The organism is Marinobacter sp. MBR-105, assembly GCF_053628895.1.
The window spans coordinates 83266-99420 of sequence record NZ_JBRJHG010000017.1 but is presented as its reverse complement, the minus strand read 5'-3'; the positions used below and the strand labels follow the sequence as shown (position 1 = coordinate 99420).

At 57.1% G+C, this 16155-nt stretch carries 13 protein-coding genes; 4 read left to right on the top strand and 9 right to left on the bottom strand.

The genetic code is table 11. The features are described from left to right. Nucleotides 1–107: 107 nt before the first annotated feature. From ACSSVV_RS17635 to ACSSVV_RS17595, 9 genes are all read right to left on the bottom strand, one after another. Nucleotides 108–860, bottom strand: a complete 753-nt coding sequence (locus tag ACSSVV_RS17635; RefSeq protein WP_014421941.1) for a response regulator — start codon at nt 858–860, stop codon at nt 108–110. 148 nt (nt 861–1008) lie between these two features. Further along, nucleotides 1009–1689, bottom strand: coding sequence for a sensor histidine kinase (locus tag ACSSVV_RS17630; protein ID WP_014421940.1), 681 nt, complete (start codon nt 1687–1689; stop codon nt 1009–1011). Continuing rightward, entirely contained in the window at nt 1686–3326 is a 1641-nt protein-coding gene (locus ACSSVV_RS17625; RefSeq protein ID WP_014421939.1) for a tetratricopeptide repeat protein, read from the bottom strand. Before ACSSVV_RS17625 ends, ACSSVV_RS17630 begins: the two co-directional genes overlap by 4 nt. Continuing rightward, complete coding sequence (locus ACSSVV_RS17620) at nt 3323–6841, bottom strand: PAS domain-containing hybrid sensor histidine kinase/response regulator (RefSeq protein ID WP_454106662.1); 3519 nt, start codon at nt 6839–6841, stop codon at nt 3323–3325. The genes ACSSVV_RS17625 and ACSSVV_RS17620 overlap by 4 nt, the downstream gene beginning before the upstream one ends. Before the next feature lie 27 nt (nt 6842–6868). Beyond that, a complete protein-coding gene (locus ACSSVV_RS17615; protein WP_014421937.1) occupies nt 6869–7375 on the bottom strand; it encodes a hypothetical protein in 507 nt (168 codons plus the stop codon). A gap of 97 nt (nt 7376–7472) precedes the next feature. Next, nucleotides 7473–9239, bottom strand: coding sequence for a sodium:solute symporter family protein (locus ACSSVV_RS17610; RefSeq protein WP_022991676.1), 1767 nt, complete (start codon nt 9237–9239; stop codon nt 7473–7475). A 6-nt stretch (nt 9240–9245) separates the two neighbouring features. Continuing rightward, nucleotides 9246–9509 (bottom strand): DUF4212 domain-containing protein, encoded by a 264-nt coding sequence (locus ACSSVV_RS17605; protein WP_011784417.1) that lies wholly within the window; start codon nt 9507–9509, stop codon nt 9246–9248. 210 nt (nt 9510–9719) lie between these two features. Beyond that, nucleotides 9720–10427, bottom strand: a complete 708-nt coding sequence (locus ACSSVV_RS17600; protein ID WP_454106661.1) for a 3'-5' exonuclease — start codon at nt 10425–10427, stop codon at nt 9720–9722. Nucleotides 10428–10442: 15 nt separating this feature from the next. Then, on the bottom strand, nt 10443–12359 hold the full coding sequence (locus ACSSVV_RS17595) for a putative nucleotidyltransferase substrate binding domain-containing protein (RefSeq protein WP_014421935.1): 1917 nt from the start codon (nt 12357–12359) through the stop codon (nt 10443–10445). A 182-nt stretch (nt 12360–12541) separates the two neighbouring features. On the opposite strand from ACSSVV_RS17595, the gene smrA reads away from it, so the two are divergent. The 4 genes from smrA to ACSSVV_RS17575 are packed head-to-tail and all read left to right on the top strand — an operon-like array spanning nt 12542 to nt 16116. Next, nucleotides 12542–13123: a DNA endonuclease SmrA gene (gene smrA, locus ACSSVV_RS17590; RefSeq protein ID WP_014421934.1), complete on the top strand. Its 582-nt coding sequence runs from the start codon at nt 12542–12544 to the stop codon at nt 13121–13123. Between the two features lie 53 nt (nt 13124–13176). Then, nucleotides 13177–13368, top strand: a complete 192-nt coding sequence (locus tag ACSSVV_RS17585; RefSeq protein WP_023011386.1) for a hypothetical protein — start codon at nt 13177–13179, stop codon at nt 13366–13368. A 59-nt stretch (nt 13369–13427) separates the two neighbouring features. Then, the gene (locus ACSSVV_RS17580) at nt 13428–13916 is read left to right on the top strand and encodes a (2Fe-2S)-binding protein (RefSeq protein ID WP_121208672.1); all 489 of its coding nucleotides are present in this window, start codon (nt 13428–13430) and stop codon (nt 13914–13916) included. A gap of 1 nt (nt 13917) precedes the next feature. After that, on the top strand, nt 13918–16116 hold the full coding sequence (locus ACSSVV_RS17575; RefSeq protein ID WP_121208673.1) for a xanthine dehydrogenase family protein molybdopterin-binding subunit: 2199 nt from the start codon (nt 13918–13920) through the stop codon (nt 16114–16116). Nucleotides 16117–16155 lie beyond the last annotated feature (39 nt).

The window sequence follows — 16155 nt, the reverse complement described above, 5'->3', positions numbered from 1 at the left end:
TAGTGTGGCGTTGCCCATGTGAGAGTAGGTCATCGTCAGGCGCCTAATGCCTAAAAACCCCCGACAGCTTCGCTGCCGGGGGTTTTTTATTTCTGCCTTTATGGTCACTAGCGACCGATTAATTCAATAACGCCGCCAACAATGCTGTGCAGCAAACTGAATTGTTCATCGGTGCGCGCAATATACTCGTCCAGAACCCCTCCCTGCCATGTGACAAGCCAAACCAGTGCCACCAAACCCGCAATGGATAAGCCGCCGAGCCAGCGCATTTGCCGTTGTTGCTGGTCTAACTTCTGAACCTGTTGTAGCTGACATTCGGTAAAGGCAGCGCGCAACTCACGGATTTCTTCCTCCAGCTCTTCATAGGCAATTTCCAGCGTGGACAGGCGCCCGGTCATGCCCCGGGAGTTCTGTTCCGTTGCTTCCAACCCGTGATGTCCTCCTTCCTCAACGGCCAGGCGGATGGCTTCACTTTGTTCCTGATCAGGCACGTTAGACAGAATGATATCCAGAGTTCGCATCAGCTGGTCCCGGTCAACCTGCTTGCGAATGACGCCGGCAGCACCGAGGGCTCTGGCTTCCTGTAGGTAACGCTCTGCGTTCTGGGAGGTATACATGAATACCGGGATGTCCCGCGTCTCCGGCTGCTGCTTGAGTCTCTCCAGTGCCTGAAAGCCATTCATACCCGGGAGGAGATGATCAAGGAAGATAAGGTCGAAATGTTCCTGCTGAAGCAGGGGAAAGGCCTGCTCTGCAGTGGCAACCCCTTTGGTAGAGATATCCGCCCGTTCAAGCAGCCGGGACAACAGAATACGGGCCGTTGACGAGTCTTCGATGATCAGTGCGTGCCCTCGCGGCATGAGAGAGCTCCTCCCTGGAAGTGACAGACGTTGTTACGCCGTGATGAATCAGTCCGAAAGACTCGGGCACTATAAGTGCAGCTCAGAAAATATGCAGTGGGTTGGCGGGCCCGGGTTCCGTTTTTGAGACTCCCATTTCATTTTTGCGTCAGGGCAGCCAGATTTCGAATACACCCCCACCCAGGCTGCCGCCGTTGTGCAGTTTGATGGAGCCGGTTCGCTCGCCTTCGCTATGCAGTGCGGCCACAGACGAGGCGAAGAACAGCCCCAGGCTGGTACTGCCGGTATTGAAGTCCAGCGACTTGAAACTCAGGGTACCAGTATGTTGCATGCTTTCCGGGTAGCCCTGGCCATCATCTTCAACCCCCAGCACCAGATAACCGTCTTCTTCGCGCGCAATAAGCCGTATCTGGCTTTTGGTATAACGGATGGCGTTGTTGATGGTGTTGTTGAGTACACCGGTCAACAGGTCCTCGTCGAAAAAACCATTGATGTCATCTGCGGCAATTGAATATTTGAGGCCGAGTCCCTGCAACAAAGGGATGTGCCTGGCGAGGTGCTCCTCCAGGAAATCTGGCACAAAATGCTCGTCAATGTGCGCAGAGAGATTGTTTTCTCCCAGGCGATAGATACCGAGTAACTGAACCAGATCGTTATGCATACGCTCGGCTTCGTACTGGAGCATGTTGAATTTGTCGGAGCCAGCAAGGGATTGCTCATGTTCACCACGAAGTTCGTCGAGGCTGTTCAGTAACATGCCGAGAGAATTTTTCATGTCGTGCACGGCAGAGGCCAGCACCATCGAAAAGTCGATGTTTGGGTCGGTCATGCGGTCAGTCCTTTCAGTTTTCGGGTGAGGGCCAGGTATCGACGGTGTTGACGATGCTGCTCTGGCAGCTTGCTCAGACGGTCCAGGCGCTGTTGGCAGGCAGCCAGTAACGCAGGCTCCGGGTTCTGGTCATATTGCTTCATCAACACCTGAACCAGGTTCAGGTTCAGGGCAGCATGGTCCGGAACGATCGCCAGGGCTTTGTTGAAGGCTTCCACTGCAGCGTCGAGGTCGCCTGCCTCAAACGCTTTGATGCCATCCCGGTTCATGCTGCGTGCTTCCAGTTTCTGACGGAAGCCAACGGGCTCGTCCAGGAGGTTTTCAATTTTCTGCAAGGTGTCGGGGTCGTTATCAAATCGTGAGGCCAGATCGCCGAGGATTCTCTTTGCCTGATCTTCCCGGCCCATCCGGAACAGGGTTTTTGCGAAATCCAGCCCCATATCGGCCGGGAGTTCCTCCAGGCTCTCCAGCTCCGAGCTGACCGCGGTAAGAATCTTTTCGGCCTCCCGGTGGCGGCCTTGTCCGGCATGGAGACGGCACTGCACGATCCGGCTTTTGAGCCCGATGGTTTCATCGTTGTCGAAGCGTTTCTCCATTTTCGTAAGCACAGAGAGGGCTTCTGACGAGCGCGCCGCGCCTTCTTCGTCCAGATCGCCCTCGCTCAGATCGGACAGGCTCTGGGCGAGCGACAGGTAATGCTCTGCATTGTCGTGTATGGAATAGGTGCCCAGAGACACCGTCTGTCGCCACGCCTGGGAGGCGGTGTCAATATCCTGGTTTGCGCCGGCCAGTTCAGCGAGATGCTTCTGGCGGAGCAGAGCGTTGGGGGAATGTTCAGCCGCTTTCTCAAGAACCTGTTGGGCCTGGGCCGATCGTCCCTGTTTCTGAAGGCCTTCGGCCAGCAGGTCGTAGGCTTCCATATAGTCCGGGTGTTTTTCAATCAGAGCTTTGAGGCCGTCGACGGCCTGATCAAAGTTCCGGTTGGCCAGCAACACCTTGCACCGGCCTAGCCGGGCCCAGGACAGCTCCCGCTGATTCAGAACATCATCGTAGACTTTCTGGGCGTGGGCCAGGTCGCCGACCATGAAGTAGAGTTCTCCGAGTGTCTTCATCAGCCAGGTTTTGTAGCGCGGCTGTTTGGGCAGCGTTTGCAGGCAAAGACTGATGGCTTCCGGGTAGTTTTCCCGGTCGATCTCCCGGGTGATGGGGAGCAGGGCGTTGCGCTGTTTGATCAGACTGCCCAGACGTTGCTCCAGCATGGCACGGTTAATGGGCTTTGTCAGATAGCCGTCAGGCTGATATTCCCGTGCCCCCATGACCATTTCCTTGGAGGTTTCCGCGGTTACCATCAGGAACAGCGATGAGCGTTTGAGGAGTTTCTTGTGCCTCAGCTCTTCCAGTACGTGCTGGCCGTTTTTGCCTTCCCCCAGGTTGTAATCGCACAGCACGACATCGACGTGATTGTAGGTACAGTACTGGATGGCGGGCGTGGCGTGAGCAACCAGCTCAATCTTGTCGGCACCACAACTGCGGAGCATCTGCCGCATGGATAGCCGAAAGTTCTCGAAGTCGTCGACAACAAGAAAAGTAAGCTTGCCAAACGGATTTACTGCGTCTTTCCGGTCGGATGGATTCATGGCCGCTTCTGTTTAAGTAGTTTGTTTACGAGCGCTCGCAGGGCTGCAGGCTTCACTGGCTTGTACAGTACCTGGTAGCCCCGGTTGCCTGCGTCGTCACGTACCTCCGGCGCCATATAGCCGGTAATGAGGATGCCGGGAATGTCGCTTCCCAGATGTTCCCTTATGCTGTCCATGGCATCCAGTCCATTGCGGTTATCATCCAGCTGATAATCAGCAAGTATAATATCGGGCCTGCGTCCGTCCAGTTTGTCCAGGGCATCGTCCAGGCTTTCGGCGGCAGTGACATCACACTGCCAGTTGCCCAGCAACGCGACCATGCCTTGCAGAATGGCTGCGTCATTGTCGATGCACAGAACGTGCAGGCCCCCGAGATTGGAGACCCGCCTTGAACTGCTGCCGCTTTTCTGGGAATCCAGCCGGCTTTGATCGGCCGGGGCGACCGGAACCGTGATCCCGAATACGCTGCCTTTGCCCTGGATGGAGTGCACGGTGACGGGGTGGTTAAGCATGCCGCTGATACGATCAACAATGGCCAGGCCAAGCCCCAGCCCCTTCTTGTCGCGACCATGCTGGAATCGGCGAAACTCCTCAAAGATGTGATTAAGCTGGTCATCTGACATACCTGGTCCGGTGTCCCAGACTTCAATGCGCAGATAGCCTTTCAGGCGTCGGCAGCCCATCAGAATCTTGCCGCTTGCGGTGTAGCGGATGGCATTGGAAAGGAAGTTCTGTACCACACGACGCAGAAGTTTCGCATCGGAACGGACCCAGGCGGTACTGGGGACCACATGCAGTTCCAGCCCCTGATCCTTGGCGATGGCTGAAAACTCGGTGGCCAGATGCCTGAGCAACTCGTTGACCGGAAACACGCCGATATCCGGCTCAAGTGCCCCGGCATCAAGCTTTGAAATGTCCAGCAGTGTACTGATGATCTCCTCAGCCGCGCCCAGCGAGCTGTCGATGTGGTCTACCAGATCTCGGGTTTCGCCCTCGTTCACTTTGCCGGACAACGCGGAGGTAAAGAGTCTTGCTGCGTTCAGGGGTTGCAGCAGGTCGTGGCTTGCAGAGGCAAGGAAGCGGGTTTTACTCTGGTTCGCCTGCTCGGCTACCGACTTGGCCTTGAGCATCTGCTCATTGATCACCTGCAGTTCCTGGGTGCGCTCGCGGACCCTTTGTTCCAGATAGATGTTGGTTTCCTTCAGGGCCTGCTCGGTCCTGCGCATGGCGGTAATGTCCTGGAATGTAGTGACATAGCCGCCGCCTGGAATCGGACTGCCATCCACCCGGACGACCGTGCCATCGGGCCGCTGACGCTCGTAAGACATGGGTTTGCCTTCGCGCATGCTGTTGCAGCGGTTCTCGACGATGTCGTCAATTCGCCGGGCAGACAGGTTGGCGTTGGTGAGGTTGTAGCGCATCAGGTCTTCAACCGGCCGGCCAACCCGCACAAACCCCTTGGGATAGTTGAACAGTTCAAGATAACGATGGTTCCAGACGACAAGTTGCTGCTGATGGTTGACCACGGACACGCCCAGGCTGATGTTCTCGATGGCAGACTGCAGTAACTCTCGGCTGAAGGTCATGGCCTGGGAGGCTTCATCGACAATGCTGACCACGTCCTCAATCTGCATATCGCGGCCAGTCAGGGTCGACTCCAGAACCACGCGGGCGGTGGAGGCTCCAATCACCGATGCCAGCTGGCGCTCTATGTACTTCATCAGGTGGGTGGAAGCTGGCCGCTGAGGATAGAGCCGGATGGCATTACGTCGTTCGTAGTTCCTGAAAATGCTTTCGGAACGTTCTTCCCCCATGAACCGGTCGGTCAGGGCCTGCAGGTCGGAGGTAAGAATCTCACCCTGCCAGCTCTGGTGCTGGGCATTCTCGGCTTTGGGCTGCGCATCGTGGAAGAACGCGGCAATCTGAATCTTCTCCCGAATACGTTGCCGGGTAATCAGGGAGAGCAGAATATAGGCCCCGGTGTTTACCCCCAGACTCCAAAGAATGCCATGGCTAATCTGATCCAGATCGGAACCGAACAGGGCTGTTGGTCGGGTCCAGTTCCAGCCAAACAGGCCGTGCTCAATCAGGGTATCCGCAACCCACCCGGTGGACACCAGCGCGGGCAACAGCAAGGTGTAACACCACATCAGGAAGCCCAGCCCAAGGCCCCAGGCAGCTCCGGTGAAGTTACCCTGGCGCCAGAGAATACCGCCTACGAGCGCGGGACCAAACTGGGCCGCTGCGGCAAAGGACAGTAAGCCAAACGCCGTCAGGCTGTAGTCTTCGCCAGCCATGCGGTAGAAGCCGTAGGCGGTCAGCAGTACTACAAAGATGGCAACCCGCCGGATCTTCAGCAGCAGGAAGCTGAGATCAGTTCGTCGGTTCATGCCTGGTCGGAAGAACTTGAGCAGGCCTGGCATGATGATTTCATTACTCACCATGGTGGCTATGGCGACGGAACAGACAATCACCATGGCGGCCGCCGCTGATCCACCGCCCAGAAACGCCAGTACGGCAAGCCAGTGTTCCCCTGCCATGATCGGCAGTTGCAGGATGACGATGTCCGGATCGCTGCCCGCCAGGTGAGTGCTCAACAGTCCGGCGGCGGCAATGGGAATGACGAATGCGCTGGCGATGATCAGATAGATCGGCATCGCCCAGCGAGCGACCTCAAAATCCCGGTGATCGGTGTTCTCCACCACCATCACGTGAAATTGCCGTGGCAGGCAGATGATGGCCAGCATGGCAACCAGCGTCTGTGTGAGGAACGCAGGGGCTTCCAGCGACTCTGTGGTAAGCGTGCCCATCAGGTCAGCTTCGCGGACTCGGGTAAACAGGTCCCCGAAGCCATCGTACAGCCCGTAGCCAACAAACAGCCCCACCGCCACAAAGGCGATGAGCTTGATCAGTGATTCAAAGGCAACGGCCTGGATCATGCCCCGATGATGTTCTGTGGACTCCAGGTGCCGGGTTCCGAACAGCACGGTAAAGACCGCCAGAGCCAGGGTGATGTACCAGGCAGAGTCGTTCCAGGCCGCTGTACTCAACTCCTGATAACTGTCACCGGTGCCCGAGAGGACATTAAACCCCAGGGCAATGGCTTTGAGCTGAAGGGCAATGTAGGGAACGCTGCCGATCAGGGCAAAGATGGCCACCATGGCCGCCAGCACCTGGGATTTGCCGTAACGCGAGGCAATAAAGTCGGCAATGGAGGTGCTGTTGTTGCGTTTACTGATGTAGATGATGCGCCGGAGCAGCGGCGCAAAGAAAATGAATACCAGTAACGGGCCCAGGTAGATGGGGAGAAATGCCAGACCTTCCTGGGTGGCCCGACCAACTGCGCCATAGAAGGTCCAGGACGTGAAATAGACGGCCAGGGACAAACCGTAAATATGGGTTCTGGCCAGACGGCGCTTGTAGAGCCCCGGGTGCCGGTCACCTGCCCAGGCGATCAGGAACAGCAGTGAAATGTAAGTGATCGATATAAGGACAAGCAGCCAGGCGCTAATCATGGGGTCTTGTTATCCGCTCCTGTGGTCTCAGCTTCTGCAAATGATGGTATAGAGTGGATCGTCGCTCTCCAGCAACTTCATGTTATCTACTCTCGGCGCCCCGTCGGAACCCAGTGGTACCAGCTCCCGGCTGCCACAGTTAATGAGATGAATCCGGTGCGAAACCGCATCGGTGACCGTCTGCTCGAAACGATAAAGGGTGAAGCGAACAATGTTCTGATCACCGGTATCACGGCTGATACTTTCCTTGTCGACCGCAGAGAATGAGGTCACGTAGGGAAACACAAAGGTCCAGGGGCGAAAGAAAATTCTCTCCTGTTCGGTGGCCACAACCACAGCTTCTTCCGGCAGCATGGCTCGTTTGTGGTCATACCAGGTGTATTCTCCATAGATCAGATAACCCAGCATGCCCGCACCGGCAAAGACCGGAATCAGCCACTTCGGGGCTTTTTTGGCGGTGGCCGCGCGAATACCCATGGCAATGCCAGCGGCACCAAGACCGCAAAAAACGGTGGCTACAAAAGTCCAGAACATACAACGGTTTCCTCAAAAAAGAACGGGCTCCCTCACTGAGGAAGCCCGTTCGGTTTCAACCTGTCATCAGGTGCGATGAATCAGATTGTCTTTCGCTTCAGTGATCCTGGGCAGTACCGGCACCACGCGGGTAGCGGACGCTTTCAACCAGTTCCTGAATTTCAACGGGCGGCTCTGCAGTCACCTTGGATACTGCGAAGGCTACCGCAAAGTTGACGATCGCACCAATGGCACCGATAGACAGCGGGGAAATACCCAGCACCCAGTTCTCGGGAGTGTCTGCCAGATTGTTGGTGCCCGGGATGAAGAACCAGCCTTTGTACACGAAGATGTACACCAGAGTGAAGATCAGGCCGGACAGCATGCCCAGGGTCGCGCCCACGTTGTTTACGCGTTTGGAGAAGATACCCATCATCAGTGCCGGGAACAGCGAGGCAGCCGCAATACCGAAGGCAAGGGCAACCACCTGAGCCGCGAACCCTGGCGGGTTTGCACCGAGATAGGTGGCGACCACAATGGCAACGGCCATGGATATCCGGGCAGCCATCAGTTCGCCCTTATCACTGATACTGGGGTTGAATCGTCCCTTGATAAGGTCGTGACTCACCGCCGAGGAAATCGCCAGCAGCAGGCCGGCGGCTGTCGACAGCGCGGCTGCAAGACCACCGGCTGCGATCAGGCCAATGACCCAGCCTGGCAGGTTGGCGATTTCGGGGTTGGCCAGTACCAGGATGTCACGGTTAACCACCAGTTCGTTGCCGTTCCAGCCGCGGGCCTGGGCTTCAGCTTCAAACGCAGGTACGTCGTTGTAAAGCTGGATACGGCCGTCTTCGTTTTTGTCGGTAAACTGAATCAGACCCGTTACTTCCCATTCCTTGACCCAGTTCGGGCGCTCATCATATTCGATGGGAGCGGCCTGGGTTCCGTCCGGGTAGATAGTGGTCATCAGGTTCAGGCGAGCCATGGAAGCGACAGCAGGAGCCGTCAGGTACAGCAGGGCAATGAAGACCAGAGCCCAGCCGCCAGACCAGCGCGCGTCAGCCACCTTGGGCACAGTGAAGAAACGAATGATAACGTGTGGCAGACCGGCAGTACCGATCATCAGGGACAGTGTGAACAGAACCATGTTCAGTTTGTTGTCCACATCAGCGGTATACTCGTTGAAACCGAGATCAGTGATGACCTGGTTCAGCTTCTCAAGCAGCGGCAAGCCAGAGTCGGTATGGGTAGAGAACATGCCCAGGCCCGGAATCGGGTTGCCTGTCAGTTGAATGGAAATGAATACTGCGGGAATCGTGTAAGCGACAATCAGTACACAGTACTGTGCTACCTGGGTGTAGGTAATGCCTTTCATGCCACCGAGTACCGCATAGACGAATACAACAACTGCTGCGATGATCAGACCGGTGGTGGCATCCACTTCCAGGAAGCGGGAGAAGGCCACACCAGCGCCAGCCATCTGGCCGATAACGTAGGTTACCGAGGCAACGATCAGACAGATAACGGCTACCAGTCGCGCGTTTGCGCTGTAGTATCGATCCCCGATGAACTCAGGAACCGTAAACTTACCGAACTTCCTCAGGTAAGGAGCCAGCAGCATGGCCAACAGGACGTAGCCACCGGTCCAGCCCATAAGGAACGTGGAGTTGGCATAGCCACCGGCCGCGATCAGACCAGCCATGGAGATAAACGAAGCGGCAGACATCCAGTCAGCACCGATTGCGGCGCCGTTGGTGATAGGATGCACACCACCGCCCGCAACGTAGAAATCGCTGGTACTGCCGGCCTTGGCCCAGACAGCGATGGCGATGTAGAGGAGGAACGAGCCCCCTACGAACATAATGTTGATTGCAAATTGGCTCATTTGTCCTTACTCCTCATGCACGCCGAATTTTTCGTCGATCTTGTTCATGCGCCATGCATAGTGAAAGATCAGAACAATGAAGGTAAGGATGGAGCCTTGCTGGGCAAACCAGAAGCCCAGATCGGTGCCGCCTACGGGGATTCCCGCCAGCATCGGGCGTAACAGAATAGCGAAGCCGTAAGATACCAGGGCCCAGATAATCAGGCTCCCGAATATCAGGCGTAGATTCGCCTTCCAGTAGTTTTCAGCGTCGTAGCTATGACCTGACATACAATCACTCCTGTATTGTTGTTGTGGAGATTGGGTGTTTTTTTGGTGAGGTGTTGCGGATAGAGAATTTATTATTCATGTAGTACTTCTCCGACTTGTTGTCTCCTCCGACTTTACCGGTCAATGGATTTATGGATATTGGCAAATGGTCTAACTCTCAGTAACTTGCCTTGTATTTGGTCAAGGACATCGCCAGTAGATCCTGTTCCGCTAATAGCGGTGCATATGCTGTAAACGGCGTTGATAATGCAGCTTTTCACTGAGTTCTTTGAGAGTTTTGACGTCGTTTTTCCGGGCTTTATTGAGGGCTATCAGTGCCAGTTCTGCGGTAACCAGCGCGTCGGCTGCGGCGTGATGGCGTTCACTGATTTCCAGGCCAAATACATCCGCCCAGTCGTCCAGACCGCGCCCTTTGTTCGTTGCTTTCGGGAAGAACGCCGGCATCAGCTCGGCAACATCCATCCAGACGTGGGGCAGGGTGTAGCCCAACTGGCTTTTCAGTGTCTTTTCGAGGAACTTCTGGTCGAAGGCGGAGTGGTAGGCAAGAATCGGGTCCCCGTTCATCCATTCCAGAAGGTAGAGCAGTGCATCCTGGGTTTCGTAGCCCTGAGTAAGGGCTTCTGGGCCGATGCCATGGATCAGCACGGTTTCCCGAATGTCCAGTTCAGGGCGACGCAGTATCAGGTCAAACTGGTCATTCAGGTGGATGACACCACCTTCGATGGCAACCGCTCCGATGGCAATCACTTCATCTTTGGACGCGTTCAGGCCGGTGGTCTCAAGGTCAAGGACAATCAGCCGGCTCCGGGACAAGGGCTGGTCGCCAACCGTTTTCGGGCTGGGCAGATTGGCGGCATCGTGTTCGCCGACCGTTCCACCGCGCCTTCTGGCCAGCCACTGTTTGATGTATTCCAGCATGTTCTGTGCGCAGACCTATAGTTGATACGTAACTTCGAGTTTCTGCTGGAGCCGCTGGGCCTGGCGGAAAGACTCGCGAAGTATGCGCCGGTCCAGAGGATTCAGGTCGTCCGGATCGATGTAATTGGTCAGCTCCTCGCCCCGGTCGAGCATTTCCTGATGAGCACGCATACGGATGGCCTGAATCAGGCTGTAGGCTTCCTTCCAGGCGTTGGCGTCCTTGGCGTCAAAGATGTCTTTTCTGGCCAGGGCGTCAATGCGCTCCAGGGTATTGGCGGCTTCCACCCCATGGGCCAGTGCGAACACCCTTACGGATTCCACAAATGGCGCCAGGCCCTGACGTTTCAGATCCAGCGAGTGTTTCTTCTCGTCGTTCAGATAGCGGAAGTTCCGGAACATGGTCAGGGGCGGTTTTCTCTGCAGCGCGTTGCCAGCGAGCATTTTCTGGAACAGGGCGTTCTTGCGGATGCGTTGGAGCACCTTCTCCAGCAGACGATGGAGTGGCTCAGTGGGGCCGAAGACCGCTCTCATATCCAGGAATATCGACGAGTAGACCAGGTTCTGGGGGGTTGAGGCATCAATAAAGCGGATAAACCAGTCGTCCCATTCCCGGTCACTCAGGCAGAGTTTGGGGTTGCTGGCCATAATGTTGCCTTTGCACAGGGTGAACCCGCACTCCGCCAGTTCGTCGTTGACCTTGCGGGCAAAGGGCAGCAGTTTCTCACGCACCTGGTCTTCGGTCATGCCCTCTGGTGTCTCGAACAAAATGCCGTTGTCCTGGTCGGTCAGCAGGGTTTGCTCCTGGCGGCCTTCACTGCCAAAGGTAAGCCAGGTAAACGGAATGCCAGGGTCGTTTTTCTTGAGGTTAAGTTCGAGTACCCTGCGCACGGTGACATCGTTCAGGGTGGTAATGATCTTCACCACCTGGCCAGAATCCGCGCCGTGGGCCAGCATGGCGTCGACCAGCCTTGAGACATCGGAGCGAAGGCTGACCAGGGTGCGCAAGTGGGTGGCAGTGCCAATGGTTCGAGCCAGGTTCACCAGGTCTACCCGCTGAAGAGAGAACAGATCCCGCTCGGATACCACGCCAATCAGGCGGTCCTCTTCGTCGACCACACACAGATGGGCAAAGTGGTGTTCCGCCATCAGCATTGCCGCCTCAAAGGCGTCCGCTGTGGCGGGCAGGCGACAGGGATTGCCTGTCATCACCTGGCGAATGGGCGTGTCGAGGGGGCCTTTTTCCTCAGCGATCATGGTGCGCAGGTCGCGCAGCGTGAAAATGCCGGTGGGATGACGATTGTCATCGGTGATAATGATGCTGCCCACATTATTCTCGTGCATCCGGGCTACGGCCTTGCGAACCGGCAGATCCGGTGAGCACACAATCGGGTTGCGCAGCGCGTAGCGCTCCAGGGGGGTGTCCAGGCTGTTGCTGGAGCCAATGGAAGCCATGGCCTTGGACTGGATGCGCTGATTGACCTGATCCAGCAGGCTGCTCACGCCCCGCAGGCAGAAATCGCGAAAGGATTCGCTTTCGGAAAACAGGGTGATGAAGGCGTTCTGTTCAATACTGAGGCAGAAGGTATCGCCGGAAGCCCTGTGTAGCGTTCGGGTCGGGCGCTCGCCAATCAGTGCCGCAAGCGGAAAGCACTCACCCTGGCTGATTTCAAAGGTGGTTTCTGCCCGGTCTTCTTTTTCATTGTGGCGCTCACCCCGGATACGTCCCTGCTTGACCACATAAAACCGTTTGACCACTCCATCGTCGGGCGAGAGCACTTCGTCGCCATCGGCGTAAAACCTCAGGGTCGCATGCTCGGCAAAATGGGCCAGATGGGTGTCGTCCATGCTGGAGAACGGGGCATGTTCCCTCAGGAATGACATAATCGCTCGGGTGTTCTGAGGGCGGGTAGTGTCCTGATTTGCTGCGGCCATATCGCGATCCGTAAGCTTGGGAGCCAGGTTCAGGAGAGCTCCATCGTTATTATTCTCCGCTTGCAGTGTAGTTCAGCGGAACCCGGAGGGGCTCTACGATTTTCGTCGCAGAGCTTTTCTTTATGGTAGACCGGTGCGGTGATAGAGTTCTGATACTCGTCAAACCGGAATCAGTTAGTGTCATGACCAGTAAAGATGAACGCCTTGCCTTCCTCGAAGAAATGAAGGATGTGCAGCGGATACGCAAACCCAATCGGGCCGAGGTATCGGTGCCCAAGGAGCTGACGCCCGGGCACCTTGAACGCCAGAGGGCGGCGGTTGAAAAACCGGTGCGAGACCTGAACCCGCTGACATCCGATATGGTAGAGCCGCTAACGGCACACGACATTCTCAGCTGGCAACGCCCAGGCGTTCAGCACGGGGTTTTCCGCAAGCTGCGTCTTGGTCAGTACCCGATCGAGGCCCGGCTGGATCTGCATCGCATGACGGTGGAAGAAGCCCGGCGGGAAGTGTTCGGTTTTATCAACGACTGCGTACATTACGGTTTACGCTCGGTGATCATCCTGCACGGCAAGGGAGAACGCAATCCTGATGGCATCGCCCAGCTCAAGAGCTACCTGGCGAAGTGGTTGCCAGAGCTGGACAACGTTTTGGCTTTCCATTCGGCAAAGAAACACCACGGTGGCACCGGCGCGGTTTACGTAATGGTCAGGAAAAACGATCGGGAAAAACAGCATAATCGGGAGATCCATGGTTCCAGATAAGGAATCGTCTGGATCATTCGCTACGACGGAAACATCGAATCGGGAGAATTAAGATGCGTTTGATTTTTGTGGCTTTGATTTCTGTACTGACATTGGCCGGCTGTAAAGACCGGGTAATCTGGAACGATAACGGCAAAGTGGAAAGTGCCACCCAGAACCGTGAAGTGTGGGATTCCAACGGCAAGCTGGAAACCGGTGAGCGCAAAATCTGGGTAAACAAGGATGGTGAAGACGTCGTCAAGTAAAGGCGTGGCGGTAAAACGCGCCGAACCTGCCAAAACAATAACATGATGAGGAGCACGGAATGGCTTTCACGCTGACTGTGAACGGTCGCCAGCATTCGCTGGATGTCGAACCCGATACCCCGTTGTTATGGGTGCTGCGGGATGAACTTGGGCTCAAAGGGACCAAGTTTGGCTGCGGTGCAGGCCTCTGTGGCGCCTGCACTGTGCACCTGAACGGTCAGCCCGCCCGTTCCTGCTCTACGCCGGTGGAGATGGCTGAAGGTGCCGAAATCACCACCATCGAAGGCCTGTCCGCTGATGGCGAGTTGCATCCGTTACAGAAAGCCTGGGTGGAACAGGGGGTGCCCCAGTGTGGTTATTGCCAGTCTGGCCAGATCATGACGGCCGCGCACCTGCTGGCCAACAACCCCTCTCCGGATCGCGAACAGATCGTCACCGCCATGACCGGCAACCTGTGTCGCTGCGGCACCTATCCTCGCATTGTGGCTGCGGTTGAGTCCGTCGCCGGTGGTGTGGGTCAGTACCAGCCGGCCGGGGAGGATGCGTAATATGGCGATGAATCGACGGGATTTCCTGAAGGTCAGCACCTCGGCTTCCGGTGGACTGCTATTGGCGCTGAATCTGCCTGGTTGTGCCTCTGTGCAAACCGGCTATGAGCCTGAAACCGGTGAATGGAAACCGAACGCCTGGCTGGAACTCACCCGGGACAACGACATTATTTTCACCCTCGATCGGGTTGAGATGGGCCAGGGCACCTACACCGGTCTTACCACTTTGATAGCGGAGGAGCTGGATGTAGCGCCGGAGGCCATTCGCGTGGAATTTGCCCCGGTTGCTCCGGAGTATCGTAACCCGTTGTTCGGGCTTCAGCTTACCGGTGGCAGCACCAGTGTCGCCTCCAGTTGGCAGCCCCTGCGGGAGGCCGGAGCTTCGGCGCGACTGATGCTGGTGATGGCCGCCGCCCGGGTTTGGCGGGTCGAGCCGGGACAATGCAAAACGGAGGGCGGGTACGTACGCCACCCCAACGGCCTGGATTCCATGCCCTATGGCAAACTGGTGGAGTTGGCGGACAAAGAGGTGATTCGTGGTGATGTGCCACTGAAACCCCGTTCCCAGTGGAAATACATCGGCCGACAGGCCGGAAGGCTGGATGCCGAGGCCAAGTCCACCGGCCAGGCGATGTACGGGATAGACGTAGAGCTGCCGGATATGGTCTATGCCGTTATGACCCGGAGCCCCCGCTATGGCGGACTGGCGGTCAGTTTCAACCGCGATCAGGTTCGGGCCATGCCGGGCGTGCTTGATGCCTTCATCACCGAGCGCGGTGTGGCCGTAGTGGCAGATCGCTACTGGCGAGCCCGCAAGGCTCAGGAAGCGCTGGCGGTTGAGTGGGATTTTTCCGAGGCCGTCGGGTTATCCAATCCGGACGTGTTCAAACACTATCGTCAGGCCGCCGGTGACGATCCCGGCGAGGACGAACGGGTGGACGGTGACCCCGAGGCTGTTCTGGAGAAAGCGGGTACCCTGGTGGAGGCTGAATATGAGCAGCCGTACCTGGCCCACGCCACCATGGAACCAATGAATGCGACCGCCTGGTATCGGGACGGTGGCATGGAAGTCTGGGCGCCGACCCAGGCGCCGGATCTGGGCCGCATAGCCGCCGCGCGACACACCGATCTCTCTCCGGATGACGTGACTATCCACACGACCTTTCTTGGCGGTGGCTTCGGCCGCAGGTTGACTCAGGACTACATTGAGGAAGCGGCCCTGGTCGCCTACCGGGTGAAAGTGCCGGTCAAACTGATCTGGTCCCGGGAAGAAGACACCCGCCATGGCTTTTTCCGCCCGGCCATGTTGCATCGTATGGCGGCCAGTCTGGAGGATGGGCAGTTGACGGGCTGGGATCATCAGATTGTTGGCCCGCAGATACTTGACTGGTACGTCCGGAACGCTGCACCAGCCCAGTACCCCTGGGCACCAAAATTACTGTACGGAACATTGGGCAGGGTTGGCCTGATGGTTGAAGGTATCGCAACCCCGAAAGACATTTCGGCCATTGAGGGGGCTATTGGCTATCCCTACGCGGTACCCAATGTCCGGGTTCGGCATACCCATACTGACCCGGGCGTGCCAATTACCTGGTGGCGATCCGTGGGCTATTCCCACAATGGTTTCGCGGTCGAGACCTTTATGGATGAACTCGCCAGCCAGGCCAACGAAGATCCGGTCAGTTTCCGGCTGAAACTGCTGGAGAGTGAGCCCCGTCATCGGCGGGTTCTGGAGCGGGCTGCCGAGCTGGCGGGCTGGAACCAGCCGGTGCCAGAGGGCAGGGCGCGCGGAGTGGCTTTGTTCAAGAGCTTTGGTACCTATGTTGCCCAGGTGGTGGAAGCCAGTATTGAGCAGGGCGGAATTCGCGTTCACAAGGTCACCTGCAGCGTGGACTGTGGTCAGGTGGTTAACCCGCGAATTGTCGAGGATCAGATGACCGGCGGCATTGTCTTTGGCCTGACGGCGGCGCTGAACGGGGAAATTACCCTGGACGGCGGCGAGGTGCAGCAAAGTAACTTCCACGATTATCGTCTGCTGCACATGCATCAGGTACCGGAGATGGTGGTGGATATTGTCGACAGCGAAGAGCCGCCCACCGGCGTTGGGGAACCTGGCGTCCCGCCGGTGATTCCGGCCCTGGGCAACGCCTTGTTTGCGCTGACCGGCAAGCGCCAGCGCCGTCTGCCCCTTAAAGCCTGAGCGGAATCGGTTTTACCCGGGCTGGGGTGGTTCTATAAT